27 protein-coding genes are annotated in these 24,472 nt (G+C 66.2%); 11 read left to right on the forward strand and 16 right to left on the reverse strand.

Annotation, left to right across the window (positions count from 1 at the left end; genetic code table 11):
* Positions 1-24: 24 nt before the first annotated feature.
* From ahpF to BXU08_RS18965, 3 genes are all read right to left on the reverse strand, one after another.
* Positions 25-1,605, reverse strand: coding sequence for an alkyl hydroperoxide reductase subunit F (gene ahpF / locus BXU08_RS18955; protein ID WP_077511670.1), 1,581 nt, complete (start codon positions 1,603-1,605; stop codon positions 25-27).
* A 118-nt stretch (positions 1,606-1,723) separates the two neighbouring features.
* Positions 1,724-2,287 carry an alkyl hydroperoxide reductase subunit C gene (gene ahpC, locus BXU08_RS18960; protein ID WP_077511672.1) on the reverse strand — a complete coding sequence of 188 codons (564 nt, stop codon included), beginning with the start codon at positions 2,285-2,287 and terminating at the stop codon, positions 1,724-1,726.
* 260 nt (positions 2,288-2,547) lie between these two features.
* Entirely contained in the window at positions 2,548-3,306 is a 759-nt protein-coding gene (locus tag BXU08_RS18965) for a sulfite exporter TauE/SafE family protein (RefSeq protein WP_077511674.1), read from the reverse strand.
* Between the two features lie 156 nt (positions 3,307-3,462).
* On the opposite strand from BXU08_RS18965, the gene epsC reads away from it, so the two are divergent.
* From epsC to BXU08_RS18980, 3 genes are all read left to right on the forward strand, one after another.
* Positions 3,463-4,152 carry a serine O-acetyltransferase EpsC gene (gene epsC / locus BXU08_RS18970; protein WP_077511676.1) on the forward strand — a complete coding sequence of 230 codons (690 nt, stop codon included), beginning with the start codon at positions 3,463-3,465 and terminating at the stop codon, positions 4,150-4,152.
* Entirely contained in the window at positions 4,152-4,490 is a 339-nt protein-coding gene (locus tag BXU08_RS18975; RefSeq protein ID WP_077511678.1) for a DUF2794 domain-containing protein, read from the forward strand. The genes epsC and BXU08_RS18975 overlap by 1 nt, the downstream gene beginning before the upstream one ends.
* A gap of 113 nt (positions 4,491-4,603) precedes the next feature.
* Positions 4,604-4,966 carry an ethanolamine utilization protein gene (locus BXU08_RS18980; protein WP_077511680.1) on the forward strand — a complete coding sequence of 121 codons (363 nt, stop codon included), beginning with the start codon at positions 4,604-4,606 and terminating at the stop codon, positions 4,964-4,966.
* 50 nt (positions 4,967-5,016) lie between these two features.
* On the opposite strand, the gene BXU08_RS18985 is transcribed toward BXU08_RS18980, so the two are convergent.
* The 10 genes from BXU08_RS18985 to BXU08_RS19030 form a co-directional block, all read right to left on the reverse strand.
* The gene (locus BXU08_RS18985; protein ID WP_077511682.1) at positions 5,017-6,138 is read right to left on the reverse strand and encodes a hypothetical protein; all 1,122 of its coding nucleotides are present in this window, start codon (positions 6,136-6,138) and stop codon (positions 5,017-5,019) included.
* A gap of 71 nt (positions 6,139-6,209) precedes the next feature.
* Complete coding sequence (locus tag BXU08_RS18990) at positions 6,210-7,097, reverse strand: SDR family NAD(P)-dependent oxidoreductase (protein WP_077511684.1); 888 nt, start codon at positions 7,095-7,097, stop codon at positions 6,210-6,212.
* 209 nt (positions 7,098-7,306) lie between these two features.
* The gene (locus BXU08_RS19655; RefSeq protein WP_150125580.1) at positions 7,307-7,693 is read right to left on the reverse strand and encodes a hypothetical protein; all 387 of its coding nucleotides are present in this window, start codon (positions 7,691-7,693) and stop codon (positions 7,307-7,309) included.
* 77 nt (positions 7,694-7,770) lie between these two features.
* Complete coding sequence (gene phoB / locus BXU08_RS19000) at positions 7,771-8,463, reverse strand: phosphate regulon transcriptional regulator PhoB (RefSeq protein ID WP_077511688.1); 693 nt, start codon at positions 8,461-8,463, stop codon at positions 7,771-7,773.
* Between the two features lie 10 nt (positions 8,464-8,473).
* Positions 8,474-9,163, reverse strand: coding sequence for a phosphate signaling complex protein PhoU (gene phoU / locus BXU08_RS19005; RefSeq protein ID WP_077511690.1), 690 nt, complete (start codon positions 9,161-9,163; stop codon positions 8,474-8,476).
* Positions 9,163-9,930 carry a phosphate ABC transporter ATP-binding protein PstB gene (gene pstB, locus BXU08_RS19010; RefSeq protein WP_077511692.1) on the reverse strand — a complete coding sequence of 256 codons (768 nt, stop codon included), beginning with the start codon at positions 9,928-9,930 and terminating at the stop codon, positions 9,163-9,165. Before pstB ends, phoU begins: the two co-directional genes overlap by 1 nt.
* Entirely contained in the window at positions 9,930-11,225 is a 1,296-nt protein-coding gene (gene pstA / locus BXU08_RS19015; protein ID WP_077511694.1) for a phosphate ABC transporter permease PstA, read from the reverse strand. Before pstA ends, pstB begins: the two co-directional genes overlap by 1 nt.
* Entirely contained in the window at positions 11,218-12,594 is a 1,377-nt protein-coding gene (pstC, locus tag BXU08_RS19020) for a phosphate ABC transporter permease subunit PstC (protein ID WP_077511696.1), read from the reverse strand. The genes pstA and pstC overlap by 8 nt, the downstream gene beginning before the upstream one ends.
* Entirely contained in the window at positions 12,594-13,613 is a 1,020-nt protein-coding gene (locus BXU08_RS19025; RefSeq protein WP_376787765.1) for a substrate-binding domain-containing protein, read from the reverse strand. The genes pstC and BXU08_RS19025 overlap by 1 nt, the downstream gene beginning before the upstream one ends.
* Before the next feature lie 87 nt (positions 13,614-13,700).
* Positions 13,701-14,903, reverse strand: coding sequence for an ATP-binding protein (locus tag BXU08_RS19030; protein ID WP_077511698.1), 1,203 nt, complete (start codon positions 14,901-14,903; stop codon positions 13,701-13,703).
* 62 nt (positions 14,904-14,965) lie between these two features.
* On the opposite strand from BXU08_RS19030, the gene BXU08_RS19035 reads away from it, so the two are divergent.
* From BXU08_RS19035 to BXU08_RS19055, 5 genes are all read left to right on the forward strand, one after another.
* Complete coding sequence (locus tag BXU08_RS19035) at positions 14,966-15,355, forward strand: hypothetical protein (protein ID WP_077511700.1); 390 nt, start codon at positions 14,966-14,968, stop codon at positions 15,353-15,355.
* Between the two features lie 387 nt (positions 15,356-15,742).
* Entirely contained in the window at positions 15,743-16,012 is a 270-nt protein-coding gene (locus BXU08_RS19040; protein ID WP_077511702.1) for an HPr-rel-A system PqqD family peptide chaperone, read from the forward strand.
* A complete protein-coding gene (locus BXU08_RS19045; protein WP_077511704.1) occupies positions 16,009-16,869 on the forward strand; it encodes an HprK-related kinase A in 861 nt (286 codons plus the stop codon). Before BXU08_RS19040 ends, BXU08_RS19045 begins: the two co-directional genes overlap by 4 nt.
* Positions 16,854-17,867, forward strand: coding sequence for a nucleotidyltransferase family protein (locus tag BXU08_RS19050; protein WP_077511706.1), 1,014 nt, complete (start codon positions 16,854-16,856; stop codon positions 17,865-17,867). Before BXU08_RS19045 ends, BXU08_RS19050 begins: the two co-directional genes overlap by 16 nt.
* Before the next feature lie 363 nt (positions 17,868-18,230).
* Positions 18,231-18,545, forward strand: a complete 315-nt coding sequence (locus tag BXU08_RS19055) for a hypothetical protein (RefSeq protein ID WP_150125581.1) — start codon at positions 18,231-18,233, stop codon at positions 18,543-18,545.
* Between the two features lie 17 nt (positions 18,546-18,562).
* Here the strand turns inward: BXU08_RS19055 and BXU08_RS19060 are convergent, their stop codons facing one another.
* The 3 genes from BXU08_RS19060 to BXU08_RS19070 form a co-directional block, all read right to left on the reverse strand.
* The gene (locus tag BXU08_RS19060) at positions 18,563-18,988 is read right to left on the reverse strand and encodes a GAF domain-containing protein (protein ID WP_171982577.1); all 426 of its coding nucleotides are present in this window, start codon (positions 18,986-18,988) and stop codon (positions 18,563-18,565) included.
* A gap of 112 nt (positions 18,989-19,100) precedes the next feature.
* Positions 19,101-19,679, reverse strand: a complete 579-nt coding sequence (locus BXU08_RS19065) for a manganese efflux pump MntP family protein (RefSeq protein ID WP_216352886.1) — start codon at positions 19,677-19,679, stop codon at positions 19,101-19,103.
* Positions 19,676-20,353, reverse strand: coding sequence for an HAD-IA family hydrolase (locus BXU08_RS19070; protein WP_077511710.1), 678 nt, complete (start codon positions 20,351-20,353; stop codon positions 19,676-19,678). Before BXU08_RS19070 ends, BXU08_RS19065 begins: the two co-directional genes overlap by 4 nt.
* A gap of 74 nt (positions 20,354-20,427) precedes the next feature.
* Here BXU08_RS19070 and glmU point away from each other — a divergent pair, with 74 nt between their 5' ends.
* From glmU to glmS, 3 genes are read left to right on the forward strand one after another with little or no spacing between them, the layout of a single operon-like run.
* A complete protein-coding gene (gene glmU, locus BXU08_RS19075; protein ID WP_077511712.1) occupies positions 20,428-21,789 on the forward strand; it encodes a bifunctional UDP-N-acetylglucosamine diphosphorylase/glucosamine-1-phosphate N-acetyltransferase GlmU in 1,362 nt (453 codons plus the stop codon).
* A complete protein-coding gene (locus BXU08_RS19080; RefSeq protein ID WP_077511714.1) occupies positions 21,786-22,199 on the forward strand; it encodes a hypothetical protein in 414 nt (137 codons plus the stop codon). The genes glmU and BXU08_RS19080 overlap by 4 nt, the downstream gene beginning before the upstream one ends.
* 29 nt (positions 22,200-22,228) lie before the next feature.
* On the forward strand, positions 22,229-24,052 hold the full coding sequence (gene glmS, locus BXU08_RS19085) for a glutamine--fructose-6-phosphate transaminase (isomerizing) (protein WP_077511716.1): 1,824 nt from the start codon (positions 22,229-22,231) through the stop codon (positions 24,050-24,052).
* The last annotated feature ends 420 nt before the right edge of the window (positions 24,053-24,472 follow it).

Below are 24,472 nucleotides of genomic sequence, written 5' to 3' on the forward strand. Positions count from 1 at the left end.
GCACGCAACGCCTCCCCAATCGGGTCACGCCGCGGCTTCGACCAGCACGTCCTCGGGCAACCGGATCAGGTAGTCGAACGCCGACAGCGCCGCGGTCGAGCCTGCACCCATCGCAATCACGATCTGCTTGTACGGCACCGTCGTAGCATCGCCCGCGGCGAAAATACCCCGCTGCGAAGTCTCCCCCCGCGCATCGATCTCGATTTCGCCGCGGTTCGACAGCGCGACCGAATCCTTGAGCCATTCGGTATTCGGCACCAGCCCGATCTGGACGAAGATGCCTTCCAGTTCGATCTGATGCTCGGTGCCATGGTTGCGGTCCTTGTAGACCAGCCCGGACACCTTCTCGCCATCGCCGCGCACTTCGGTGGTCAGTGCCGACGTGATCACCTTGACGTTGGGCAAGGTCGCCAGCTTGCGCTGGAGCACTGCGTCGGCGCGCAGGTCGCTGTCATATTCGATCAGCGTGACGTGCGCGACGATCCCGGCAAGATCGATCGCGGCTTCCACACCCGAATTGCCGCCGCCAATCACCGCGACGCGCTTGCCCTTGAACAGCGGGCCGTCGCAATGCGGGCAATAGGCCACGCCCTTGTTGCGATACTGATCCTCGCCCGGAACTCCCATCTGCCGCCAGCGCGCCCCGGTCGACAGGATCAGCGTCCGCGCCTTGAGGCTCGCGCCATTGGCCAGCACAACTTCGTGCAGTCCGCCCTCGGTCCGCGCCGGGATCAATTTCTCGGCCCGCTGCAGGTTCATGATGTCGACGTCATAGTCCTTGACGTGCTGCTCCAGATGCGCGGCGAGCTTGGGGCCCTCGGTGTGGGGCACCGAGATGAAGTTCTCGATCGCCATCGTGTCGAGCACCTGCCCGCCGAAACGCTCGGCCGCCACGCCCACGCGGATACCCTTGCGCGCCGCATAGATCGCCGACGCTGCCCCCGCGGGCCCGCCGCCGACCACCAATACGTCGAATGCATCCTTGGTCTTGATCTTCTCGGCCGCGCGCGCCTCGGCGCCGCTGTCGATCTTCGCGACGATCTGCTCGAGTTCCATCCGGCCCTGCCCGAACGGCTCGCCGTTGAGGAACACCGTCGGCACAGCCATCACCTTCCGGCTGTCGACTTCGTCCTTGAACAGCGCGCCGTCGATCGCGACGTGCTTGATGCGCGGATTGAGCACCGCCATCAAATTGAGCGCTTGGACCACATCGGGGCAGTTCTGGCACGACAGCGAGAAATAGGTCTCGAACGCGTAATCGCCGTCGAGGTCCTTGACCTGGTCGATCAGCTCCTGCGTCGCGCGCGACGGGTGCCCGCCAACCTGCAGCAGCGCGAGCACAAGGCTGGTAAATTCATGCCCCATTGGCAGCCCCGCGAAGCGCACGCCGATATCGGTGCCGGTGCGGCGGATCATGAAGCTGGGCTTGCGGGCATCGTCCTTGCGCACGACCGTGATGTCGTCGGAGAGTGCGGCGATGTCGTTGAGCAGCCGCTCGAGCTCGCCTGACTTGGCATCGTCGCCCAGGCTGGCGACCAGCTCGATCGGCTGCTTGATGTTGACCAGATAGGTCTTGAGCTGCTGCGTCAGATTGGCGTCGAGCATCGGGGGAACTCCGAAGAAACTGGAACACGGGGATGAGAAGAAAACGGCCCGGGATGGTGGTCCACCCCGGGCCGAATCGGCGCCTCCCACAGGGGGAGGGGAGGAGGCGCCTTAGCTTTTAGATCTTGCCGACGAGGTCGAGCGAAGGCGCGAGCGTCTCTTCGCCCTCTTCCCACTTCGCGGGGCAGACTTCGCCCGGATGCGCGGCGATATACTGCGCGGCCTTGATCTTGCGCAGAAGCTCGGCGGCGTTGCGGCCGACGCCTTCGCTGGTGATCTCCACCAGCTGGATCACGCCCTCGGGATCGACGACGAAGGTGCCGCGGTCCGCCAGGCCCTGACCTTCACGCAGCACGTCGAAATTGGTGCTGAGCGCATGGCTCTGGTCGCCGAGCATATAGTAGTTGATCTTGCCGATCGCCGGCGAGGTGTCGTGCCAGGCCTTGTGGCTGAAATGCGTGTCGGTCGACACCGAATAGACCTCGACGCCCATCTTCTGGAGAGTCGGGTAGATGTCGGCCAGGTCTTCCAGCTCGGTCGGGCACACGAAGGTGAAGTCGGCCGGATAGAAGAAGAACACCGCCCACTTGCCGCGCGTGTCGGCGTCGGTGACCTGAACGAACTTGCCGTCCTTATAGGCCTGCGCCGTGAACGGCTTGATCGTGCTTCCGATGAGCGCCATGCGAATTTTCCTCCAAAGGCGTTGTGTTGCAATGCGGGATATAGGCGCGCTGCGACGCAATGCTAATGGGAAGCTTCGCTCGCGTTGATCGAGTGGAGCGATCAATGGCTGATTATTGATCGATCAAGCCAACATCTCGTAATCTCGCGAAAGTCGCGATCTCAGGCCGGCTGGGGATCATCGCGCTCGGCCTCAGAATCTCGGCTTCCGCCGGAATAGCGGGAAAGCAGACCGCATGTGCTGCGTTGCCGCAGCGTTTCTTACCGCAGCGCGAGGTAGAGATTATAGACGCTGGTCAGCGTCAGCACGATGCCGACCATCAGCATCAGCGTCTTGGGCTCGACTCGCTTGGCGAGCAGCGCACCGAACGGCGCGGCGACCACGCCGCCGATCAGCAGCCCGATCGTCGCGATCGTAAAGGCTTCCAGTCCGAGCTGGGTGATGAAGGTCGCCGAGATCGTGGTGGTCACGAAGAACTCGGCGGTGTTGACCGTGCCGATCGTCATCCGCGGGCTCGAACCCTGGACGAGCAGGTTCGACGTCACCACCGGACCCCAGCCGCCGCCGCCAGCGGCGTCGAGGAAGCCGCCGACGAGGCCGAGCGGCTCGACCACCTTGGGGCTGCGCTCGGTCGGCGGGTAGTGCCGGCTGCGCCACAGCAGGTACACGCCGATCGCAGTCAGATAGGCGAGGATGAACGGCTTGGCCGTCGCCGCATGGATGTTGGACAGCACATAGGCGCCCAGCGCGCCGCCGATCACCCCGGGCACCGCGATGCGCAGGAACAGCTTCCAGTTCACGTTCTTGTGGATCGTGTGGCTGATCCCCGAAACCGCGGTGGTGAAGCTCTCGACGGTATGGACCCCCGCCGATGCCATCGCCGGCGGCACGCCCATGCTCAGCAACAGCGTGTTGGAAATGACGCCGAACGCCATGCCCAGCGCGCCGTCGACCATCTGTGCGGCAAAGCCCACGGCGATGAACGGAAGCAGTGCCGTGAGGTCAATTCCGAAGATCATCCGCGCCCCGTTAATGCCGTTGGACCGGCAGGAATGCCGCGCCAGCCGAATTCCCACAAGATACATCGTGTTTAGACGGGACAAGCCGGAAGCGGGGCCGTTCTGGAAATCGGGCGGCGGGTGCATTAAATGAACCCGGCAAAGGGGAACCCGGCCATGTTCCGTCGTCTGAAGGCCTATCTCGATTCGATCCATGCGCGCGATCCCGCGCCGCGCAGCCGTGCCGAAATCCTGCTCTATCCGGGCGTGTGGGCGGTTTTCTATCACAGGATCGCGCACCGGCTGTTCAACAACGGCTGGTTCTTCCTCGCCCGCGCAGTCAATCACTGGTCGCGCTGGATGACGGCGATCGACATCCATCCGGGCGCCAAGATCGGCCGCAACTTCTTCATCGACCATGGCTTCGTGGTGATCGGCGAGACCGCGCAGATCGGCGACAACGTCACCATGTACCAATGCGTGACGCTGGGCGGCACCAGCCCCGACAACGGCGTCGCGGGCAAGCGCCACCCGACGATCCTCGACGGCGTGATCATCGGCTCGGGCGCCCAGGTGCTCGGCCCGATCACCGTCGGCGAACGCTCGCGGATCGGCGCCAACGCCGTGGTCACTCGCGATGTGCCCGAAGGTGCGGTGATGGTCGGCATCCCGGCCAAGCCGACCTTGGTCGAAGCCGAGACCTGGCAGAAGGACTTCGTCCCCTATGGCACGCCGTGCAGCGAGACGTTCGACCCCGCGACGCAGAAGCTGGAGATCATGCGCTGCGAGCTCGAGACGCTGCGCAAGCGCCTCGACGCGATGATCGAGGCAGGCGAAGGCGATACGGGACGCCGCGACCGGGCCTGATGGGAACCGTCACCCCGCTCCCGATCGGCCGCCCGTCGCAGGTCGGCTTCGAGCGCCTCGAACTGACGCGCATCCTCGATCTCTACGGCCGGATGGTCGCCGCCGGACACTGGAAAGACTACGCCATCCAGTTCGACAACGACGCCGCGATCTTCGCCGCCTTCCGCCGGGCCGCCGAGCGCCCCGAATACCGCATCGAGAAGCGTCCCGCGCTTCGCAATCGCCAGGGCATGTGGGCGCTGGTCAACGAGAGCGGCATGATCCTCAAGCGCGGTCACGAGCTCGGCCCGGTACTGGCCCCGGTCGAGCGGCGGCTGATGAAGCTGGTCGGGGAATGAAACGCTGAGCGTTATATGCGCTGCCTGCTTTGTCTGAACGTCATTGAACCAATGCCGGCTTCGAGCGTCGATCGCCGCAATGCCGGCTAGCTCCGGCGCCGGTGGAGATTCGCATGAAGGTTCGCAAATTCGCTTTCGCCGACGCTTCGTTCGAGCGCTCGCCCGGGCAGGATGGCGATGTTTTCGCGGGAAATGTGATCGACCAGCGTCATGGCGGCCCGATTACCATTGGCTACGGCCGGTACGGACCCCATCAGAGCATCGACGAGGTTCTCGCGGTCGATGACGTGATGATCGTGCTGGAAGGGCGATTGTCGGTCTCGAGCGCGGCTGGCACGGTTGCCGCGGGGCCGGGCGAGATCGTGTACATGCCCAAGGGCCAGTCCGTCACGATCCGCTCGCACGAGCAGGGTGCAGTCACGGCCTATGTCACCTATCCGCACTGGCAGGATCCAACGAGCGAAAGCGGCAAATAGAAAAGGCCCGGGAAACCTCCCGGGCCCTTTCTCTAGGACCTGCGCTGGCTTCAGGCGATCGCCATCTGCTGCGTCGGCGGCAACCGGCCTTCCAGCTCGGTGCCGAGCAGGCCAATCACGCTGCGGCGCATCGGCTGCCAGAAGGCCGAGAGCGTGAGCAGCGCCGATCCGATCACCAGCGCGGTGAGCGCCGCGGCGAGCTCGACTGCGCCGCTTTGCTCGAACAGCGCGTACATCGCCCACAGCACATAGACGAGGCTGGAGACGAGCAGCGCGCGGCGATCGACTGCCAGCGCCACTGCCGCGAAGGCGACATACAGCGCGATCACCACCGCTGCCATCGGCGCGCCGATATCGCCGTCGAACACCCCGAGCATATGGAACACCGGATGCGCGATCAGCGGCGCGGCGGCGAGGTGGAGCCAGAAGGCGACGTCCGAGCGGCGGGTGCGGCGCTCGCGGTCCGAAATGTCCCAGCGCATCGCGAAGACGAAGACCAGCACGCCGGCGACCAGCAGCATCGGGTTGAGCGTTTCCTGCGAGGCGGGGACGAAGGCAGTGATCGCGCCGACCGCGACCGCGACAAGCGCGAGCGCGCCCACCGCAACGGTGATCGGGACCATGAAGCGCCGCCAGTGCAGGAACGCCGCGCCCGCGGTGACCACGCCGGTAATCACGCCGATTGCGCCGGCCAGCTGGCGGTGCTGCAATTCGGTGGTGAGGCCCAGTTGCTCGGCGAGCCACGGGCCATTGGCGCCCCAGATCGCGCCGAAGCCGACGAAGAAACCGCCCGCAAAACCGAGCAGCAACAGGATGCTCGGAAGCGCCATGCGCCGCTGACGCGTGAAATATTCGGCAAGCAGCCAGCTGGTGATCGACACCGCGAAGCCCCCGAACGCGATTGCGACTCCGACCTGGCGCGGCCCTTCATTGCCGTCGAGCCCGACCATCTTGCCGCCGATATAGAAGCCGATCCAGCCGACCGCGACGAGGATCAGGATCGATGCGATCCCGACGAAGATGTCGTTGAAGCCGCTGAGCAGCCGAAAGCTCTCTTCATCGACGGTGGGCGTCGATCGGCTCGCGGCGACATGGTTTCTAAGGGCAGCCGCTGCTTGAGGGGAGAGCGCTCCCGCCTCCACTGCGCCTGCCAGGTCGCTTTCGCTGTACATGGGCAATCCTCCTGTTGTGAGGCCTGCCTACCACATGTGTATTAGTGAAACAATACGGTGCTACGCCTCGGCTATTGCAGCCTCGACATGATCGACATGGTCTGCTCGGCGCCCGAATTGGGAACGATCTCGCCCTTGCGATCGATGATCTCCGCCCATTGCGCGGCGACCGCCTCCGGGGTCGCCTCGGTCAGCTTCGCGCCTGGCGTCAGCGTGACATAGGCTGCCTGGACCACGCCCGCGCCCGCGCCGACGATCATGTTGGTCGGCGCATCGTCGGAAACGAGGAAAAGCGCGGCCGGGGCGACGTTCTCGGGCGCGAACGCCTTGAACGCCGCCTCTGGGAAGATGTCCTCAGTCATCCGCGTGCCTGCCACCGGGGCGATCGTGTTGACCTTGATCCCGTATTTAGCGCCTTCGAGGTGCAGCGTCTTGGTCAGCCCGGCGAGCCCGAGCTTGGCGGCACCGTAATTGGCCTGCCCGAAATTGCCGAACAGCCCGGTGGACGAGGCGGTCATCAGGATGCGCCCGTAATTCGCCTCGCGCATCGTATCCCACACGGCCTTGGTGCAGTTCGCGGACCCGTTGAGATGGACGTCGATGACGAAGCGGAAATCCTCCGGCTCCATCTTGGCGAAGCTCTTGTCGCGCAGCACGCCGGCATTGTTGATCAGGATGTCGATACGGCCCCAGCGCGCCTTGGCGGCTTCGACCATCGCGACCATCTGGTCATATTCGGTGACGCTGCCGCCGTTCGAGAATGCCTCGCCGCCCGCAGCCTCGATCTCCTCGACCACCTGGAGAGCGGCGTCCGAATGGCCGGTGCCGTCGCGCGCGCCGCCCAGGTCGTTGACTACGACTTTCGCCCCGCGCCGCGCCAGTTCGAGCGCATAGGCGCGGCCCAGGCCGCCGCCAGCACCGGTGACGATGGCGACGCGATTGTCGAAACGGATGGTCATCGAAGCGCTCTCCAGAATATCTTTCGACTGGTCCTAGAGCGAATTACGGACCAACTTAACCCCCGGTTCGCCTTGAGCCTGTCGAAGGGCATCGCGTAGCGAGCGATACGCGTGAAGCGAGCCTGGCTTCGCGTCGCGCTGACGCGAAATCAGCTTTCGCGCGCGGAAGCGCCCCACCGCCGGTGGAGCGCTTCATCGAACCAAGCGGCTTAGCGGCCGCCACGCTGGCGGCACTGGTCCGTCACGGTCTTCGAGCAGAGCGGATAGGCGTTCGGCGCGGCCGTCGGGGCCGGCGCAGCAGCGGCTTCGGGAGCGGGCGCCGCAGCCGGAGCAGGCGCTGCCGGTTCAGGGGCTGGAGCCGCTGGCGGGGCCATGGCAGCATCGGGAGCCGCCGCATCGGGCGTCGGCGCAAGGCTGGTGGTTCCCGAGCCGGTCGTTCCGGTCGTCGGATCCGACGGCGGCGTGTTCGCGTCGGGCGTCGTGGTCGCCGGGGTATCCGGCGCCGGCATCGTCGCGGGCGGAGTCTGTTGCGGGGTTTCCTGGGCGACGGCCGTGCCGCCGAGTGCGGCGAGAGCCGCCAATGCGATAAGCTTCATCAAGCTTCTCCTGAATAATTCACGGACGCAGCCTGCGCGTCCCGGACCTTCAACGCAGGAGAAACCCGAATCGCTCCTCAGTTCCCCGCGTCCAGGGCATAGCCTGCCGAACGGACGGTCCGGATGATGTCCGGCCGGTCGCCATGATTGATCGCCTTGCGGAGCCGCCGGATGTGCACGTCCACCGTCCGCGATTCGATGTCGCTGTCATGCCCCCACACCGCGTCGAGCAGCCGCTCGCGCGAGAACACCCAGCCCGGATGCTCGAGGAAGTGCTTGAGCAGGCGGAACTCGGTCGGCCCCAGCGAGACGACCTGGCCGCCGCGGCGCACCTTGTGCCCCACCGTGTCCATCTCGATGTCCGAATAGTTCAGCGCCTCGCCTGCCAGCGCCGGCCGTACGCGCCGCAGCACCGCGCCCACGCGGGCGACGAGCTCGCGCGGGCTGAACGGCTTGGTGACATAATCGTCCGCGCCGGTCTCGAGCCCGCGCACGCGATCCTCTTCCTCGCCGCGCGCGGTCAGCATGATGATCGGGATGTTGGCGGTCTCGGGCATGCGGCGCAGGCGCCGGCACACTTCGATCCCCGAAAGCCCTTCGACCATCCAGTCGAGCAGGACGATGTCGGGCGTCGCTTCCTTGGCGAGCAGCAAGGCTTCCTCGCCGTCGGGTGTGTGCTTGACCTCGTAATCCTCGCGCTTGAAGTGCCAGGTTACCAGCTCGGCGATCGCGGCGTCGTCCTCGACAAGGAGCATCTTTACCCGGGCCATGTACGCGTCCTTATGCCGTTGCCGCTTCGTCGGCCAGATAGCGGCCGGTGGCGGCGAAATAGACCATCTCGGCGACGTTGGTCGCGTGATCGCCGATGCGCTCGATATTCTTGGCGACGAACAGCAGATGCGCAACCTGGCTCACCGTCCGCGGATTCTCGACCATGAAGGTCACGAGCGTGCGGAAGATCGAATCGTAGAAATCGTCGAGTGCCGTGTCGCGCACGCAGATTTCTGCGGCGACCGCGGCATCGCGCGAGGCGAAGGCGTCGAGCACGTCATGGACCATGTCGCTCGCCATCTGCGCCATTGCGGGGAGCAGCGACAGCGCCTCGATCCGATCCTCGCCGGCGGTGTGGATCAGCGGCACGCGCTTGGCGATGTTCTTGGCATAGTCGCCGATCCGCTCGACCACCGCGGCGATCTTGAGCGCGGCGATCACCTCCCGCAGATCGTCGGCCATCGGCGCCCGCAACGCGATCACCCGGACGACGAGCTTCTCGACCTCGCCTTCGATGGCGTCGATCGCCTTGTCCTTCTTGCGGACTTCGTCGGCGAGTGCGGTGTCGCCGCGCTGGAGCGCCTTCATCGCGTCGTGGATTGCCTGCTCGGCCAATCCGCCCATCTGGCTGATCAGCGCGCGAAGCTGCTTGATGTCCTGGTCGAACGCCTTGACGGTATGTTCCTGGCCCGTGCCCATCAGCCGTACCTTCCGGTAATGTAATCTTTCGTGCGTTCTTCATGCGGTGTCGTGAAGATCTGGTCGGTATCACCATATTCCACCAGCGTGCCGAGGTGGAAGAAGGCCGTGCGCTGGCTGACTCGCGCCGCCTGCTGCATGTTGTGGGTGACGATCGCGATGGCATAGCGCCCGCGCAGCTCGTGGATCAGTTCCTCGATCTTGGCGGTAGCGATCGGATCGAGCGCCGAGGCCGGCTCGTCCATCAGGATCACTTCGGGATCGACTGCGATCGCGCGCGCGATGCACAGCCGCTGCTGCTGGCCCCCCGAAAGCGCCGTGCCGCTATCCTGAAGCCGGTCCCTCACTTCCTCCCAAAGCCCCGCACGCTTCAAGGAGCGCTCGACGATCGCGTCGAGATCGCTCTTGGACGGCGCCAGCCCGTGGATCCGCGGGCCGTACGCGACATTCTCGTAGATCGACTTGGGGAACGGATTGGGCTTCTGAAACACCATGCCGACGCGCGCGCGGAGCTGCACCACGTCCATTGCATTGGAATAGATGTTCTCGCCATCGAGCATGATCTCGCCAGTGACCCGCGCCGAGGCGATCGTGTCGTTCATGCGGTTGAGCGTGCGCAGGAAGGTCGATTTGCCGCAGCCCGAGGGGCCGATGAACGCGGTTACCTTGTCCATGTCGATGTCGATCGACACGTCCTTCACGGCCTGCTTGTCGCCGTAGAAGACGCTGACGCCGCGCGCGGACATCTTGTGAGCTGTTTCCGTCATCACCAGCGGGTCTCGAATTTGTTGCGAAGATAGATGGCCAGGCCGTTCATGGCGAGCAGGAACACCAGCAGCACGATGATCGCGGCGCTGGTCTTCTCGACGAAGCCACGGCTGACTTCGTCGGACCACAAAAAGATCTGCACCGGCAGCACCGTGGCGGGATCGGTGAAGCCGCCCGGCGGGGTGACGATGAACGCGCGCATCCCGATCAAGAGGAGCGGCGCGGTCTCGCCCAGCGCGCGCGCCATGCCGATGATCGTGCCGGTCAGGATGCCGGGCATGGCGAGAGGCAGTACGTGGTGGAACACCACCTGGATCGGGCTCGCGCCGATGCCGAGCGCGGCATCGCGGATCGACGGGGGGACAGCCTTGATCGCGTTGCGGCTCGCAATGACGATAACGGGCATGATCATCAGCGCCAGCGTGAGCCCGCCGACCAAAGCTGCCGATCGCGGCAGCAGCGGACCGAACTGGTAGCCGAACAGGCTCCAGCTACCCAGGAAAACCGCGAGCCCGAGCAGGCCGAAGATGATCGAGGGCACCGCGGCCAAGTTGTTGATCGAGACCTCGATCAGGTCGGTCCAGCGGTTCCGCGGAGCGTATTCCTCGAGATAGATCGCCGAGAGCACGCCGACGGGGAAGGCGATCAGGAAGGTCACCGCCATCGTCAGCAGTGATCCTTTTAGCGCCCCCCAGATGCCGACCGCGACCGGATCGGTGGAATCCGACTGGTGCAGGAAATCCATGTTGAAGTGACGCGAGAGCACGCCGGCCTGCTCCAGCCGCGCCACTGCCGCCTTGATTTCGGCATTGCCGTCGCCGCGTACCGCCTGGTCGATCCCGGTGGAGGCGGGCACGTCGATGACGAGCTTGCGGTCGAGGGTCGTCGGGTCGCGCTTGATCGCCTCGCGGACGCGCAGCCAGGCATTCTCGGAGACGAAATCCTCGCCGCCGGCACCGAACGCCGTCGCCGCGGCGCCCTTGACGATATTCTCCAGCCCCGCGCCGGCCAGCGCCAGATCGGCGCCGGGCGTCTTGAGCTGGGCGCGCTCGACCACCAGCCCGGAAGCCGGGAAGTCGATCGGTAGCGCCACGTCGGTACGGGTGAAGCCGCGCCAGCCATTGGCGACCATCGTGATCAGCAGGAAGGCGAGGAACGCCGCCGACAGCGTCACTGCCGCCAGCCCGAAGAAGCGGAAGCGCCGCTCGCGGGCATAGCGTCGGCGGATGCGCTTCTGCATCGGCGCCGCGTTCCAGTCGGTCGGCGCGCGCTTGGAAGGGCCGGCGCTATTCATAGGCTTCCCGGTATTTCTTCACGACGCGCAGCGCGACGATGTTGAGCAGCAGCGTGATCACGAACAAGGTCAACCCCAGCGCGAACGCCGCGAGCGTCTTGGGGCTGTCGAACTCGCTTTCGCCGGTGAGCAGGTCGACGATCTGCTTGGTGACGGTGGTCGCGCTCTCGAACGGGTTGAGCGTGATGTTGGCCGCGCCCGAGGCAGCCATCACCACGATCATCGTCTCGCCGATCGCGCGGCTGACCGCGAGCAGCACGCCTGCAACCACGCCCGGCAAAGCTGCAGGGATCAGCACGCGCGAAATCGTCTCGCTGGTCGTCGCGCCCATCGCCAGGCTGCCGTCGCGCATCGCGGTGGGCACCGCGGCGATCGAATCGTCGGCCATCGACGACACGAACGGGATGATCATCACCCCCATGACGAGGCCCGCGGCGAGGGCGCTTTCGGAGGAAGCGTAGGTGTAGCCGAAGGACACTGCGAGGTCGCGCACTGCCGGCGCGACGGTAAGCGCGGCGAAATAGCCATAGACCACGGTCGGCACGCCCGCGAGCATCTCGAGCGTCGGCTTCATCCACTTACGCACCGTCGGTGCGGCATATTGGGTGAGGTAGATCGCGCTCATCAGCCCGAACGGGATCGCTACGATCATCGCGATCACTGCGCCGATGAAGAAGGTGCCCCAGAACAGCGGCACTGCGCCGAGCGACTTTCCGGGATCGGCGGCGTCGATGACCTGCGGGCTCCAATGCGTGCCGAGCAGGAAGTCGGTGATCGGCACGTGCTGGAAGAAGCGCAGCGACTCCCACAGCAGCGACAGAAAGATGCCCAGAGTCGTCAGGATCGCGATCAGCGAGGCGACCAGCAGCAGCACCATCACCCCGCGCTCGGCCTGGGTCCGCGCCTGGAAGTTCGGGCGGACGCGGGTGAAGGCGAACGCCGCGCCGGCAAAGGCGAGCAGGATCGCAACGCCGGTGCCCATCCAGCCATAACGCGACTGCGCCGCGCGGGTGGGCGCGACCAATTGCTCGGCGACCGGATCGAACGCCGTCGCGCCGTCCTCATGCGCGACGCGCTTGGCCTCGGCGAGCAGCGCATTGCGCTCGAATTCGAACGTAGGGAGCTGCGCCGCGGCAGGATGCTCTAGCACCGCTTCCTTGACCAGCCCGGGGCTGATCGCGTTCCAGCCCGCGACGAACAGCAGCGCCGGCAATACCGTCCACATCGCGACGTACATGCCGTGCTGGCCGGGCAGCGAATGGAGCCGCTTGGCGCCGCCGCGGTCGAACCGGTTGGCGCGCGCGCGCGCGGTCAGCCAGCCGATCAGCCCGAGCCCGGCGATCAGGAAGACGAGCGCGAAGCCGTTCATCAGTGCAGCCCCGCCGGATCGAGCGCGGTGCGCTGCGCCACCACCTGCGCCGAATGCGCGCGCAACGCGTCGGGTGCGGCGATCAGCCCGCGCTGGGTGAGCTTGCCCTTGGGCTCCCACATCGACGCATAGAGCGCGAGGAAATCGCTGAGCCCGGGCACCGCGCGCAGATGGCGCTTCTTGACGTAGAGGAACAGCGCCCGCGCGCCGGGGTAGGACCCGTCGGCGATGCTGGCATAGCTCGGCGCGATGCCGTCGATCGGCACGCCGTGCAGCCGATCGATATTCTCCTCGAGATACGAATAGCCGAACACGCCGAGCGCATTGGGGTTCGCGGCAAGGCCCTGGACGATCAGATTGTCGTTCTCGCCCTTGTCGATATAGGGCCCGTCGTCGCGGATGCGCTTGCAGCGGCTGTCGTACGGCGCGGTGTCCTTGGCGGCCTTGAGCGCCTTGACCTGCGGATCCGCCGCGGCGCAGCCCGGCTCCATCACCAGCTCGACCAGCGCGTCGCGCGTGCCGCTGGTCGCCGGCGGGCCCATCACCTGGATCGGGAGGGCAGGGAGCGCCGGATTGACGTCGCGCCAGGTCCGCGCCGTGTTGGGCTTGCCGTTCGGATTTGCAGCGAGCGCCAGATAGACGTCGCGTTTGCTCAGCGTCAGCCGCGGGCCGTTATTCGCCTCGGCCAGTGCGACGCCGTCGACGCCGATCTGGACTTCCATGATCTCGCCGACGCCGTTCTTCTGGCACAGCGCATATTCGGATTTCTTGATGCGCCGGCTGGAATTGGCGATGTCGGGATATTCCCAGCCCACCCCGTCGCAGAAGCGCTTCAGTCCCGCGCCGCTGCCGATCGATTCGACCACCGGCGCCTTGCGCCCGCCGCCCTGGTTGACGAAGGTCTCGGCGACGGCGGTGGTGAACGGATACACCGTCGACGAGCCCACGACGCGGATCTCGCGCGCCGTGTTGCTGTCGCAGCCGGCGAGCGTGAGCGCCGCCGCTGCAATCAGGGCCAACCTGCCGAAAATGTCGCGAACTCCCGCATTACCCCGAGTCGTGCGCAACGGCACGCAAGCCGCCTCTCTTTCAGTCCGGTTACGCCTTTATGACACTCGGCGGACCGGGAGCAGCATCGTCACCGTGGTGCCCTTGCCGACGATGCTGGTAATATCGAGCCGGCCGCGGTGCCGCTCGACGATGTGCTTGACGATCGCCAGGCCCAGCCCGGTGCCGCCCAGCGACCGGCTGCGCCCCGAATCGACGCGATAGAAGCGCTCGGTCAGCCGCGGCAGATGCTGCGCCGGGATGCCTTCGCCTTCGTCGGAAACGGTCAGGCGCACCATCGCCTCGCCTTCGGGCTGGAGCGTCACCGTCACCGGCGTGCCCTCGCGGCCATATTTCATCGCATTGCCGATGACATTGTGGAGCAGCTGGCTGAGCTGGGTCGGATCGCCCGCGACCGGCGCGACATCGGCGATCTGGGTGACGAGGTCGGCGGCGCGCGGGCTGCCCGAAAGCTCGACCGTGACTTGCTGGGTCAGCTCGGCCAGGTCGACTGCCTTGTCGGGAATGCGGTATTTCTCGGCTTCGATCCGGCTCAGCGAAATCAGGTCCTCGATCAGCCGCTGCATCCGCTGCGCCTCGCCGAACACGATCTTGAGGAAGCGGCCGCGCGTTTCGGGATCGTCGCCGGCATCCTCGCGCAGCGTCTCGACATAGCCGAGCATCGACGCGAGCGGGGTGCGCAGCTCGTGGCTGGCATTGGCGACGAAATCGACGCGCATCCGCTCGGCGGCATAGCTGCCGGTGCGATCGACCAGATGGACGACGCGGCGCCCGTCGCCCAGCCGGTGGACGCGCATCTCCCAGCGCTGGTCGCGCGTGCCGAGCCCGACCAGGTGAATCGGAGCACCGGCATCGCTGTCGTCGGTGCGCATCAGCCGTTCGGCCGCGGCGGGGTGGCGTATCGCGACGCGGACGTCCTCGCCCAGCACATGTTCGCCGAGCAGTTCGCGCGCGCCGTGGTTGGCGGCCTCGACGCGGTTGTGGGCGATCACCAGCAGCGGCTCGGCGATCGCCTCGATCACGTCGGCGATCGCGGGTTCGCTTTCGGCCGACCACGCGGCGGATGCAGGCGGGGCGGGGGGGGCGTCGCCGCCGCTTGCCGCGATCAGCACTGCCGCGGTGGCGCACACCAATACGATCAGGCTCGCCTGCGCATCGCCGTTGAGCAGCAGGCTTGCGCCTGCGGCGATCGCCGCCACGACGAGCGCCAGCGCCGTCCGTACCCCGAGAAACGAATGCATATGTCCCGTTCTAGGCGCGGATTTACGATTGCGAAAGCCGCGTGGGCGCATGACAAGGCATCATGGCCGACCAACCCTCCGGACCCGTCGCCTCGCGCCGTCGTGCATTGATGCTCGGCGCGGCCGGGGCGTCGGCGATCGTCTCGATCCGCCCCGCGCTCGCGCAGACCAGCGCGTCGGTGATGAATTGCGAGATCCAGGTCCCCGATCAGGCCCGCGCCGGCAGCTATGTCGCGGCCGACGGCACATTGGTGCCCGCCGGCACGCCGGGCGCGTTTCCGCCCCCCGGCACGGCGTTCAAGGCCGAGGACGTCAAGCGCGCGCTCTCGGGCGGCCAACTCCCGGGCACCGATTACGAGCGCAGCCGCGCCTACACCAATTACATCCGCCGCCTGCAGTCGGGCACCAGCGGCTTCACGTGCTTCGCCTCGCTGCAGATGCCGCGCGGGTAAACCAGCGCAATTCGCCCTGAGCTTGTCGAAGGGCCGTTCCTTGTCCAAACCCCCGGGTAAGAAGCAAAGCGATGCTTCGACAGGCGCAGCACGAACGGGGGCGGGCGTGACTTTCTATCGCGCGTCCGGATCAGAGATTTTCACGCGAAGCCGCGAGGGCGCGAAGAACAGGAAGAAGCGGTTCGCGCAGAGGCGCAGAGGCGCAGAGACCCGTTCGCGTCGCTCCAGCGACGCCTTTCAATACGAGCGTGTCGGATTTCCTGCCGCTGACGCGGCCACTATGTTTGCCGCGAGCGACGTGCCCTCTGCGCCTCTGCGCCTCTGCGCGAACCTCTTCCTTCTTCGCGCCGTCGCGCCTTCGCGTGACGACAACGAAGTCCCGCACCCGTGACGCGCTACAAGGCCGCAGCCCCCGAAACGCTCCGCATCGTGCCGCTCGATGCGTTGACCTTGGTCTATCACCGCGCCTCGGGCATCACCCATATCGTCGATAGTCCGGTGCCAGAGATTCTGGAGGCTCTGGCGGCCGGGCCGCTGCCGGTATCCGATCTGCTCGCCCGGCTCGGCGAAGCCTTCGATCTCACCGATGCCGATCCGGCGGCGCTCGTCGCGCGGCTCGACGAACTCACCGCGGTCGGGCTGGTCGAGCGGCTGTGAGGCACGCCACCACTCTCCGCATCGGACCCATAGGCTTCCGCGTCGGCAGCGATTGGCGCGCGCCGATCGCCGCGCTGAACGACCTGTATCGCGAGTATCCAAAGCCCGAGGACAGCATCCCGGACTTCAACGTCCATCTCTTTGCCGCGCGCCCATGGCGCCGCGTGCTGCGGCCCTCGGTGCATATCGGCGGCGACTTCGTCATCCCCGACGCCGCGCCGCTGCCGCTCGCACAGGGGCTGCTCGCCGCGGAGATGGGGATGAACCTGCAGATGGCGCTCGGCCAGCGGCGCTATCTGCTGCTCCACGCCTCCGCGGTCGAGCGCGACGGCCAGGCGCTGCTGATGACCGGGCATTCGGGAGCGGGCAAGTCGACCCTCGCCGCGCTGCTGATGGCACGCGGCTGGCGGCTGATGGGCGACGAATTCGCGCTGCTCGATCCCGCGACCGGGTTGATTCACGGCTTTCCACGCCTGATCAGCCTCAAGAACCAGGCGATCGGAGTGATGGAACGCACGCTGCCCGATGCGCGCTTCGGCCCGCTGCTCCGCGGCACGCCCAAGGGCGATATCCGCCATCTCGTCCCCGATGCCCGCGCGATCGCGCGGATGTCCGAACCGGCCGCACCCCGGCTGATCCTGTTCCCGAGCTACGGCTTCGCCGCGGCCGAGCGCGAGGTACTGCCCAGCGAGACCTTCGTCCGGCTGACCCAGGCATCGACCAACTATGTCGCGCTCGCCGAACGCGGCTTCGATGCGCTCACCGGGCTGGTCCGGTCGGTCCCCGCGCGCGCGCTTGATTATCCCGACACGGCAACGGCGCTCGCCCAGGTCGAGCGGCTATGGGACGCGGCGTGACCGACGGGCGCATCCTCGCCGACGCACTGCGCGATCCGGGCACCATCGCGCTTCTCGACGCCGAAGGCTGGACCGCGCTGCTTGCCATCGCCCGCGCCGAGCAGCTGATCGGCACGCTCGCGCACCGCCTCGAAGGGCTGGACGTGCCGCCGGCGGCCGCGCGCATCCTGGCGGATGCCCGCGCCTCGGCTGCGCAGGGTCGCGCCGCCGCGCTGTGGGAGGCCGAGATGGCGCGCCGCGCGCTTGCACCCACTGGCATGCCGATAGTGCTGCTAAAGGGCACGGCCTACGTCGCGGCGGGTCTATCGGCAGGCATCGGCCGGTCGATTGGCGATCTCGATATCCTCGTGCCGCGCGACCGGCTCGACGAGGCCGAAGCCCTGCTGCTCGCGGCGGGATGGGAATGGGTGAAGCCCGATCCCTATGACGACCTCTATTATCGCCGCTGGATGCACGAGCTGCCGCCGCTGATCCACCGCGAGCGCGATCGGATGATCGACGTCCACCATACCATCCTGCCGCTCACTGCGCGGATTACGCCCGATGCCGATGCGCTGATCGCCGACAGCATCGTGCTGGAGAACGGGCTGCGCGTCCTCAGCCCGGCCGACAGGATCGTCCACGCCGCCGCGCACCTGTTCGCCGACGGCGATCTAGCCGGCGCGATGCGCAACCTGTGGGACATCCATTGCCTGATTGGCGAGGGCGGCATTGCCGGATTGGACGAACGCGCCGCACGGCACGGCCTGACCGCGGCAGTGAAACGCGCGGTGCGCCAGGCACATCGCCTATACGGCACCGCGATACCCGCCGACTGGCGCGGCTGGGACGGCGCCGATCGGCTGGTTGCCCGCCGCATCCTCGCCCGCGATGCCTGGGGCAGACCGATGCGCAGGCTGACGCGGCTGGCTTTCTACTTGCGCAGCCATGCGATCCGGATGCCGCCAGCGATGCTGGCACGCCACTTGTGGACCAAGTGGCGGAAGGCGGCGATCTAGTTAAATGATTAATCTACCGTCCGCGGCATTTGCTTCAGAATACATTGATTGAATCAACATTTTAAGCCGGCGGTATATTGCTAGAAACTATGTGATAGCGTTAGATTTGCAATTGAATTGGCAGATACGTGGGCATAGATGCCTGTTTGTCGTGGCGCTATTCGGGGATGGTGTCGCGAGCCGCGGGTGATGATTGCAACCGAGACGAGTTTCGCCGGCGCGCTACACGAAAAGGACGGCGCAGACCGGAAAAATTAGGGGTTTGTTAACCTCTCTTAGACAAAAGTTAATCGTCACCGGGGAACGACGGGACAGAGCAAGGGGGCGCGCTAGACGAGGTAATCCAAGGCAGTGAGGCTTGTTGTGATCGAGGAATCCGCTGAGGCTTTTGACGGCGCCGACGCCAGGACGATCGTAGATGCGCTCTGGCTGAGCTGGCCCATCGTCGTGACGCTCCGCCCCGCCGATGTCGGGATGCAGCTGTCTCCCAATCGCGAGATCGATTTCATCCGGACGGTTCAGGATCTCAACGACGCCGGGATGATCAGCTACGAGGCGTTCGTCGTCGGCACGAGCGGCCCCCAGGCGATCGACGCCGCACTCACTGCACGGGGCCGGGCGCTACTCGGCGCAAGGTTCGCCGAAGCGCCGCCGATTATCCGCCAATTGGCCGGCTGAGCCGTGGGTTCGCGACCCTAGCCGATCAAATCCGCCACAATGTCCGCGACGGTGCGCAGGATCTTGAGATCATGCCCGTCGAACGCGCGCTGCCTGCGCTGGAGCGCGACGATGCGGCCCAGCGGCGCGCCATCGGCATCGTGCAGCGGAACGCCGGCATAGGATTGGAAGCCGCTCGCGCTGGCGTCGATCGGATCGGCGAGCTGCCAGAGCAGCCTCTCGGAAAATTCGGCCTCGCCGCCCGAAATCAGGATACCGGCGGTTTCCAGCCGTTCGGCCGCGCCGATCGCGCGCCGGCGCTCGGCATAAGGCCGCAAGTCGATGATCGCCGCGTCGGAGACCAGCGTGAGCTGCACCAGTTCGGCCAGCTTTGCAGCGGCGATGCGCCCGCCCGGACTCAGATCGTCTGCAGCCCCCTGCGAGGCCGGTTCACGCCCCCTCAACAACATCCCCCCGAAGCGACCCACGCTCTGTTCCCCTTTGCGTATGCTCTGCGTGTTGTGCCGCAAATGCAAGCGCCCGGATAATCCGGTAAACCACCGAGCGGGCGGGGGGTCAGCCGCCGAAGAACAGATGCTGGATCAGGATCTTGAGCCCGATCAGGATCAGCACGGTGCCGCCGGTGATCTCGGCGATCTTGCCCAGCCGCGCGCCATAGGCCGCGCCGATGCGGATTCCCGCAACGCACAGCAAGGCGGTGACCAGCCCGATCACGCCGCAGGCGATCGCGATGGGCGCGCCGATCACCGGCAGCGTGATCCCCGCCGCCGCGGCATCGACGCTGGTGGCGACGGCCGCACCCAGCAATGCCCAGCCGAGCAGGGCCGGGGCCGGCGTCGCATCCGCACCGATCAGGCCTTCGCGCAGCATCTTGGCGCCGAGCAGCCCCAGCAGGACGAAGGCGATCCAATGGTCGATATCGCGGATCGCGCCTTCGAACGCCGCGCCCAATGCCCAGCCGAGCAGCGGCATCAGTCCCTGCGCCAGCCCGAACGCCGCAGCGATCCGCAGCGTGCCGGTGGTAGTCGATCGAGTCGATGCCCCCTGCGCCACCGATACCGCGAACGCGTCCATCGCCAGCCCCAGCGCGAGCGCGAGCAGCGAGAAGAGCGGAAGCATCGCGCCGTCGGTCATGCCGCACCCAGCGCTTCGAGCGCGGGCACCAATTCGTCGAAATGATCGATCACCGCGTCGGCGCCGAGTTCTTCCACGGGCTGCATCAGGAAGCCGAAACTGACGGCGATCGCAGCCACGCCCGCACTCTTCGCCGCTTCGATATCGAAGATCGAATCGCCGATGAACGCCGCGCGTCCGCCGCCGCAGCGCCGGATCATCTCGCGGATGCCCGCGGGGGAAGGCTTGCGGCCGTCCGGGCCCATCGTGTCGCCACCGATCACGCAGGCGAAGCGATGGCCCAGCGCCAGTTCGGCGACCAGCTTCACGGCCAGGCTCTCGGACTTGTTGGTGACGATCGCGAGCGTCACCCCGCGCGCTTCGAGTGCATCCATCGCCGCGCTGAGGCCCGGAAAGGCGCGCGTACCCCGCGTCAGGTTGTCGCCATAGAAAGCGAGCAGCTCAGGATAGCTGCGCTCCAGCACCTCAGGATCGCATCCGCCCGACGCCTCCAGCCCCTGCTGGAGCATGTATTTCCCGCCGCGACCGATCATCGGCTTGACTGCGGCAATGGTGAGCGGCGGGCGCCCCAGCAGCCCCAGCGCGTGGTTGACTGCGTCGGTCAGGTCCGCGCTGGTGTCGAACAGCGTGCCGTCGAGGTCGAATCCGACAATGTCGAAAGGGAAGTCGGTCATTGCCGCGGCGACTGCCAGTATCGCTATGGAATTGGCAAGCTTGTCATGGCAGGGGATTGGACCGGAGGGTTTTCATGACAGCGCTGATAGCCGCGATCATCCTTGCCGCGGGCAAGGGTACGCGGATGAAATCCGATACGCACAAGGTGCTCCACCCGATCGCCGGGCGGCCGATGCTGCTGCATCTGATCGACAGCGTCGCCGCGCTTAATCCAGCGCGCACGGTCGTGGTGGTCGGGGCAGGGCGCGAGCAGGTCGAGGCCGCGGTCGCGCCGCACGGCGCCGACACCGCGCACCAGGCCGAGCAGCTCGGCACCGGCCACGCCGTGCGCATGGCCGAGGAGTCGCTTGCCGGCTTCGATGGCGACGTGCTGATCCTCTATGGCGACGTCCCGCTGGTCTCGACCGCGACGATGCGGCGGATGCTCGAACGGCTCCACGGTGCCGATGCCCCCGCCGCGGTGGTGCTCGGCTTCCGCCCCGACGATCCCGGCGCCTATGGCCGCGTCATCGCCGACGGGCAGGGTCACATCGTCAAGATGGTCGAGTTCAAGGACGCCAGCGCCGAGGAGCGCGCCGAGACCTTGTGCAACTCCGGCCTGATGGCAGTCGCCGGGACGGACCTGTTCGCGCTGCTCGCCGAGGTCACCAACGCCAATGCCGCAGGCGAATACTACCTACCCGACATCGTGATGCTCGCCGCCGCGGCAGGCCGCCACTCGGCAGTGATCGAGACCGACGCGTACGAAGTCACCGGGGTCAACAGCCGCAGCGAGCTCGCCGCGCTCGAAGCCGAATGGCAGCACGCGCGTCGCGCAAAGGCAATGGCCGACGGCGCCACGCTGATCGCACCCGAGACGGTGTGGTTCGCGCACGATACCCGGCTCGGCCGCGACGTGCTGGTCGAGCCCAATGTGTTCTTCGGCCCCGGCGTCGAAGTCGCCGACAAGGTCACCATCCACGCCTTCAGCCATATCGAAGGCGCGCAGATCGCCAGCGGCGCCGTCGTCGGCCCCTATGCCCGGCTGCGCCCCGGCACGGTGCTCGGCGAGGATGCCAAGGTCGGTAATTTCGTCGAGATCAAGAAGGCAGTGCTGGGCAAGGGCGCCAAGGCCAACCACCTGACTTATCTCGGCGACGCCGAAGTGGGGGCAGGGGCCAATATCGGCGCGGGCACTATCACCTGCAATTACGACGGCTTCTTCAAATACCGTACGAACATCGGCGAAGGCGCGTTCGTCGGATCGAACAGCGCGCTGGTGGCGCCGGTATCGATCGGCAAGGATGCCACTGTCGCCGCCGGATCGGTGGTAACGCGCGACGTCGAGCCCGGCGCGCTCGGCCTGGCTCGCGCACGCCAGGAAGTGAAGCCGGGCTGGGGACATGCGTTCCGCATCAAAATGGCGGAGCGCAAACGCGGAGGTTCGTCGAAATGAAGCAGTTTCTCGAATTGGCGGCGCTGGCGCTGCTCGTCGCATCGCCCGCCGCGGCACAGTCCAGGCCGCCGCTCGATCCCGCCCAGGCAATCGCCGCGGCGGTCAAGGGCGACGTCGAAGGCGTGTTCGAATTCCAGGTCGGCTCGGTGGGTGAGTCCGGTTTCGCCGTCTATCTCAATTCGAACGCCGATTATCGCGACCCGGCCAATCTCACGGTCGAATTGAAGCCAGGCGCCATCGCCGAGCTCAAGACCCGGCTCGGCGGCGAACCGCGCGAGTTGCTCGCCGGCAAGCGCATCCGCGTGACCGGCGTCGCCAAGCGCGTGCCGATCCCCCGGCGCGACGGCACCACCTATTACCAGACCCGGATCGACGCCGATCGCGGCAACCAGATCGAAATCACCGGCTGATCGCCGGCCCCTGAGGAACTCGAAGCAACATGTGCGGAATCGTTGGAATCGTCGGTACGCAGAGCGTCGCCGACCGGCTGTTCGAAGGCCTCAAGCGCCTCGAATATCGCGGCTATGACTCGGCCGGCATCGCCACCCTGCACGACGGCGAGATCGATCGCCGCCGTGCCGAGGGCAAGCTCGTCAATCTCGGCAAGCGCCTCGCCGAGAGCCCGCTTCCCGGCACGATCGGCATCGCCCACACCCGCTGGGCGACGCATGGCGCGCCGACCGAGGACAATGCCCACCCGCACATCGTCGGCGACGTCTCGATCGTCCACAACGGCATCATCGAGAACTTCAAGCCGCTCCGCGACGAACTGATCGCCGAAGGCCGCGAGTTCAAGAGCCAGACCGACACCGAAGTCGTCGCGCATCTCGTCAGCCGCGAGCTCGAACGCGGCAAGGCCCCGCGCCAGGCGGTGGCCGCAGTGCTGCCCCAGCTCCACGGCGCGTTCGCGGTCGCCTTCCTGTTCCGCAACGAGCCCGACCTGCTGATCTGCGCCCGCCTCGGCGCGCCGCTGACCGTCGGCTATGGCGAGGGCGAGAATTATCTCGGCTCGGACGCCCACGCGCTTGCCGGGCTCACCCAGCGCATCGCCTATCTCGACGAAGGCGACTGGGCCGTGATCACTCGCGAGAAAATCGAGATCTTCGATCGCGACAACCATCCCGTCACCCGACCGATCGTTGCATCGGGCGTCTCCGCGGCGCTGATCGACAAGGGCAACCACCGCCACTTCATGCTCAAGGAAATCTACGAGCAGCCGGTGGTCGTCGCGCAGACCCTCGCCTCGTATATCCGCCCGGTCGAGCAAAAGGTCGCGCTCCCCGACATGAGCTTCGACCTCAGCAGCATCGAGCGCGTCGCGATCGTCGCCTGCGGCACTGCCTCCTATGTCGGCATGATCGGCAAATACTGGATCGAGCAGTTCGCCCGCCTGCCGGTCGAAGTCGATGTCGCCTCCGAATTCCGCTACCGCGATCCGGTCCTGCTGCCCAACACGCTCGGCGTCGTCGTCAGCCAGTCGGGCGAGACTGCCGACACGCTCGCGGCGCTTCGCCACATGAAGGCCAACGGCGTCACCACCGCCGGCATCATCAACGTGCCGACCAGTTCGATGGCGCGCGAAGTCGATCTGCTGCTCTCGACTCATGCCGGTCCCGAGATCGGCGTCGCCTCGACCAAGGCGTTCACCTGCCAGCTTTCGGTGATGGCCGCGCTCGCCGTCAATCTTGCCCGCGCCAAGGGCAAGCTCGGGGAAGAAGCCGAACGCGAAATCGTCCGCCATTTGATCGAGGCGCCCGCCGCGATCAACGCCGCGCTCGCGCATGACGAGGAGATCCAGGCGATGGCGCACACGATCGCCGCCGCCCGCGACGTGCTGTATCTCGGCCGCGGCCCGGATTACCCGCTCGCACTGGAAGGCGCGCTCAAATTGAAGGAGATCAGCTACATCCACGCCGAAGGCTATGCCTCGGGCGAGATGAAGCACGGCCCGATCGCGCTGATCGACGACACCGTGCCACTGATCGTTCTCGCGCCCTCGGGCCCGCTGTTCGACAAGACCGTGTCGAACATGCAGGAAGCCAAGGCGCGCGGCGCCCGCGTGGTGCTGATCTCCGACGCCGAAGGACTGGCCCAGGCCGGCGAGGACGCAATCGCGACGATCGAGATGCCCAGCGTCCACCCGCTCATCGCGCCGCTCGTCTATGCAGTGCCGGTGCAGCTGCTGGCCTATCACGTCGCGGTCGCCAAGGGCACCGACGTCGATCAGCCGCGCAATCTCGCGAAATCGGTGACGGTGGAGTAGCGAACTGCGCGCACCCCGTTTGCCGTGAGTTTGTCGAAGAGCAGTCGTAGAATCATTATAGGTCAGTCCGCTAACGCCTCAATTGCGGACATATGCGGATTCGTATTAGTCTGCCTCAATGATCAAGCTCATCATGCTCGGCTTGTGCGCCATCGTAACAATCGTACCTTCTCCTTCTGCGCAGCAGGGCTCAGTTGATGCTAATAAGTTGCGATGGGTTCGTGGTTTATTGGACGCGCATTGGGAGTATCCGAACTTTATACCTGATAGAGGTTCAGGTCTAAAAGTCATGAGCTTCCAGATACGAGAGGAGAAGTGGCAAAAGATCTACATTGCACCCGTAGTTGAGGCTATGCGGCTCCGCACCAATGAAACGACTTGCTTCCACATCATCGGACAGGGGTTCCTTGCTCCGCGGAC

Source organism: Sphingomonas sp. LM7 (assembly GCF_002002925.1).
Lineage (GTDB): Bacteria > Pseudomonadota > Alphaproteobacteria > Sphingomonadales > Sphingomonadaceae > Sphingomonas.

Excerpts from the sequence above, each read along its gene's own strand:
- BXU08_RS19035 (WP_077511700.1), top strand. The coding sequence starts at position 14,966 with ATGGCCGACCAACCCTCCGGACCCGTCGCCTCGCGCCGTCGTGCATTG.
- phoU (WP_077511690.1), bottom strand. The coding sequence starts at position 9,163 with ATGGGCACGGGCCAGGAACATACCGTCAAGGCGTTCGACCAGGACATC.
- BXU08_RS19655 (WP_150125580.1), bottom strand. The coding sequence starts at position 7,693 with ATGAAGCTTATCGCATTGGCGGCTCTCGCCGCACTCGGCGGCACGGCC.
- pstC (WP_077511696.1), bottom strand. The coding sequence starts at position 12,594 with ATGAACGGCTTCGCGCTCGTCTTCCTGATCGCCGGGCTCGGGCTGATC.
- BXU08_RS18985 (WP_077511682.1), bottom strand. The coding sequence starts at position 6,138 with ATGTACAGCGAAAGCGACCTGGCAGGCGCAGTGGAGGCGGGAGCGCTC.
- BXU08_RS18990 (WP_077511684.1), bottom strand. The coding sequence starts at position 7,097 with ATGACCATCCGTTTCGACAATCGCGTCGCCATCGTCACCGGTGCTGGC.
- pstA (WP_077511694.1), bottom strand. The coding sequence starts at position 11,225 with ATGAATAGCGCCGGCCCTTCCAAGCGCGCGCCGACCGACTGGAACGCG.
- BXU08_RS18980 (WP_077511680.1), top strand. The coding sequence starts at position 4,604 with ATGAAGGTTCGCAAATTCGCTTTCGCCGACGCTTCGTTCGAGCGCTCG.
- ahpC (WP_077511672.1), bottom strand. The coding sequence starts at position 2,287 with ATGGCGCTCATCGGAAGCACGATCAAGCCGTTCACGGCGCAGGCCTAT.
- pstB (WP_077511692.1), bottom strand. The coding sequence starts at position 9,930 with ATGACGGAAACAGCTCACAAGATGTCCGCGCGCGGCGTCAGCGTCTTC.
- BXU08_RS19065 (WP_216352886.1), bottom strand. The coding sequence starts at position 19,679 with ATGACCGACGGCGCGATGCTTCCGCTCTTCTCGCTGCTCGCGCTCGCG.
- BXU08_RS18965 (WP_077511674.1), bottom strand. The coding sequence starts at position 3,306 with ATGATCTTCGGAATTGACCTCACGGCACTGCTTCCGTTCATCGCCGTG.
- BXU08_RS19030 (WP_077511698.1), bottom strand. The coding sequence starts at position 14,903 with ATGCATTCGTTTCTCGGGGTACGGACGGCGCTGGCGCTCGTCGTGGCG.
- glmU (WP_077511712.1), top strand. The coding sequence starts at position 20,428 with ATGACAGCGCTGATAGCCGCGATCATCCTTGCCGCGGGCAAGGGTACG.
- BXU08_RS19050 (WP_077511706.1), top strand. The coding sequence starts at position 16,854 with ATGGGACGCGGCGTGACCGACGGGCGCATCCTCGCCGACGCACTGCGC.
- BXU08_RS19070 (WP_077511710.1), bottom strand. The coding sequence starts at position 20,353 with ATGACCGACTTCCCTTTCGACATTGTCGGATTCGACCTCGACGGCACG.
- BXU08_RS19080 (WP_077511714.1), top strand. The coding sequence starts at position 21,786 with ATGAAGCAGTTTCTCGAATTGGCGGCGCTGGCGCTGCTCGTCGCATCG.
- phoB (WP_077511688.1), bottom strand. The coding sequence starts at position 8,463 with ATGGCCCGGGTAAAGATGCTCCTTGTCGAGGACGACGCCGCGATCGCC.
- glmS (WP_077511716.1), top strand. The coding sequence starts at position 22,229 with ATGTGCGGAATCGTTGGAATCGTCGGTACGCAGAGCGTCGCCGACCGG.
- BXU08_RS18975 (WP_077511678.1), top strand. The coding sequence starts at position 4,152 with ATGGGAACCGTCACCCCGCTCCCGATCGGCCGCCCGTCGCAGGTCGGC.
- epsC (WP_077511676.1), top strand. The coding sequence starts at position 3,463 with ATGTTCCGTCGTCTGAAGGCCTATCTCGATTCGATCCATGCGCGCGAT.
- ahpF (WP_077511670.1), bottom strand. The coding sequence starts at position 1,605 with ATGCTCGACGCCAATCTGACGCAGCAGCTCAAGACCTATCTGGTCAAC.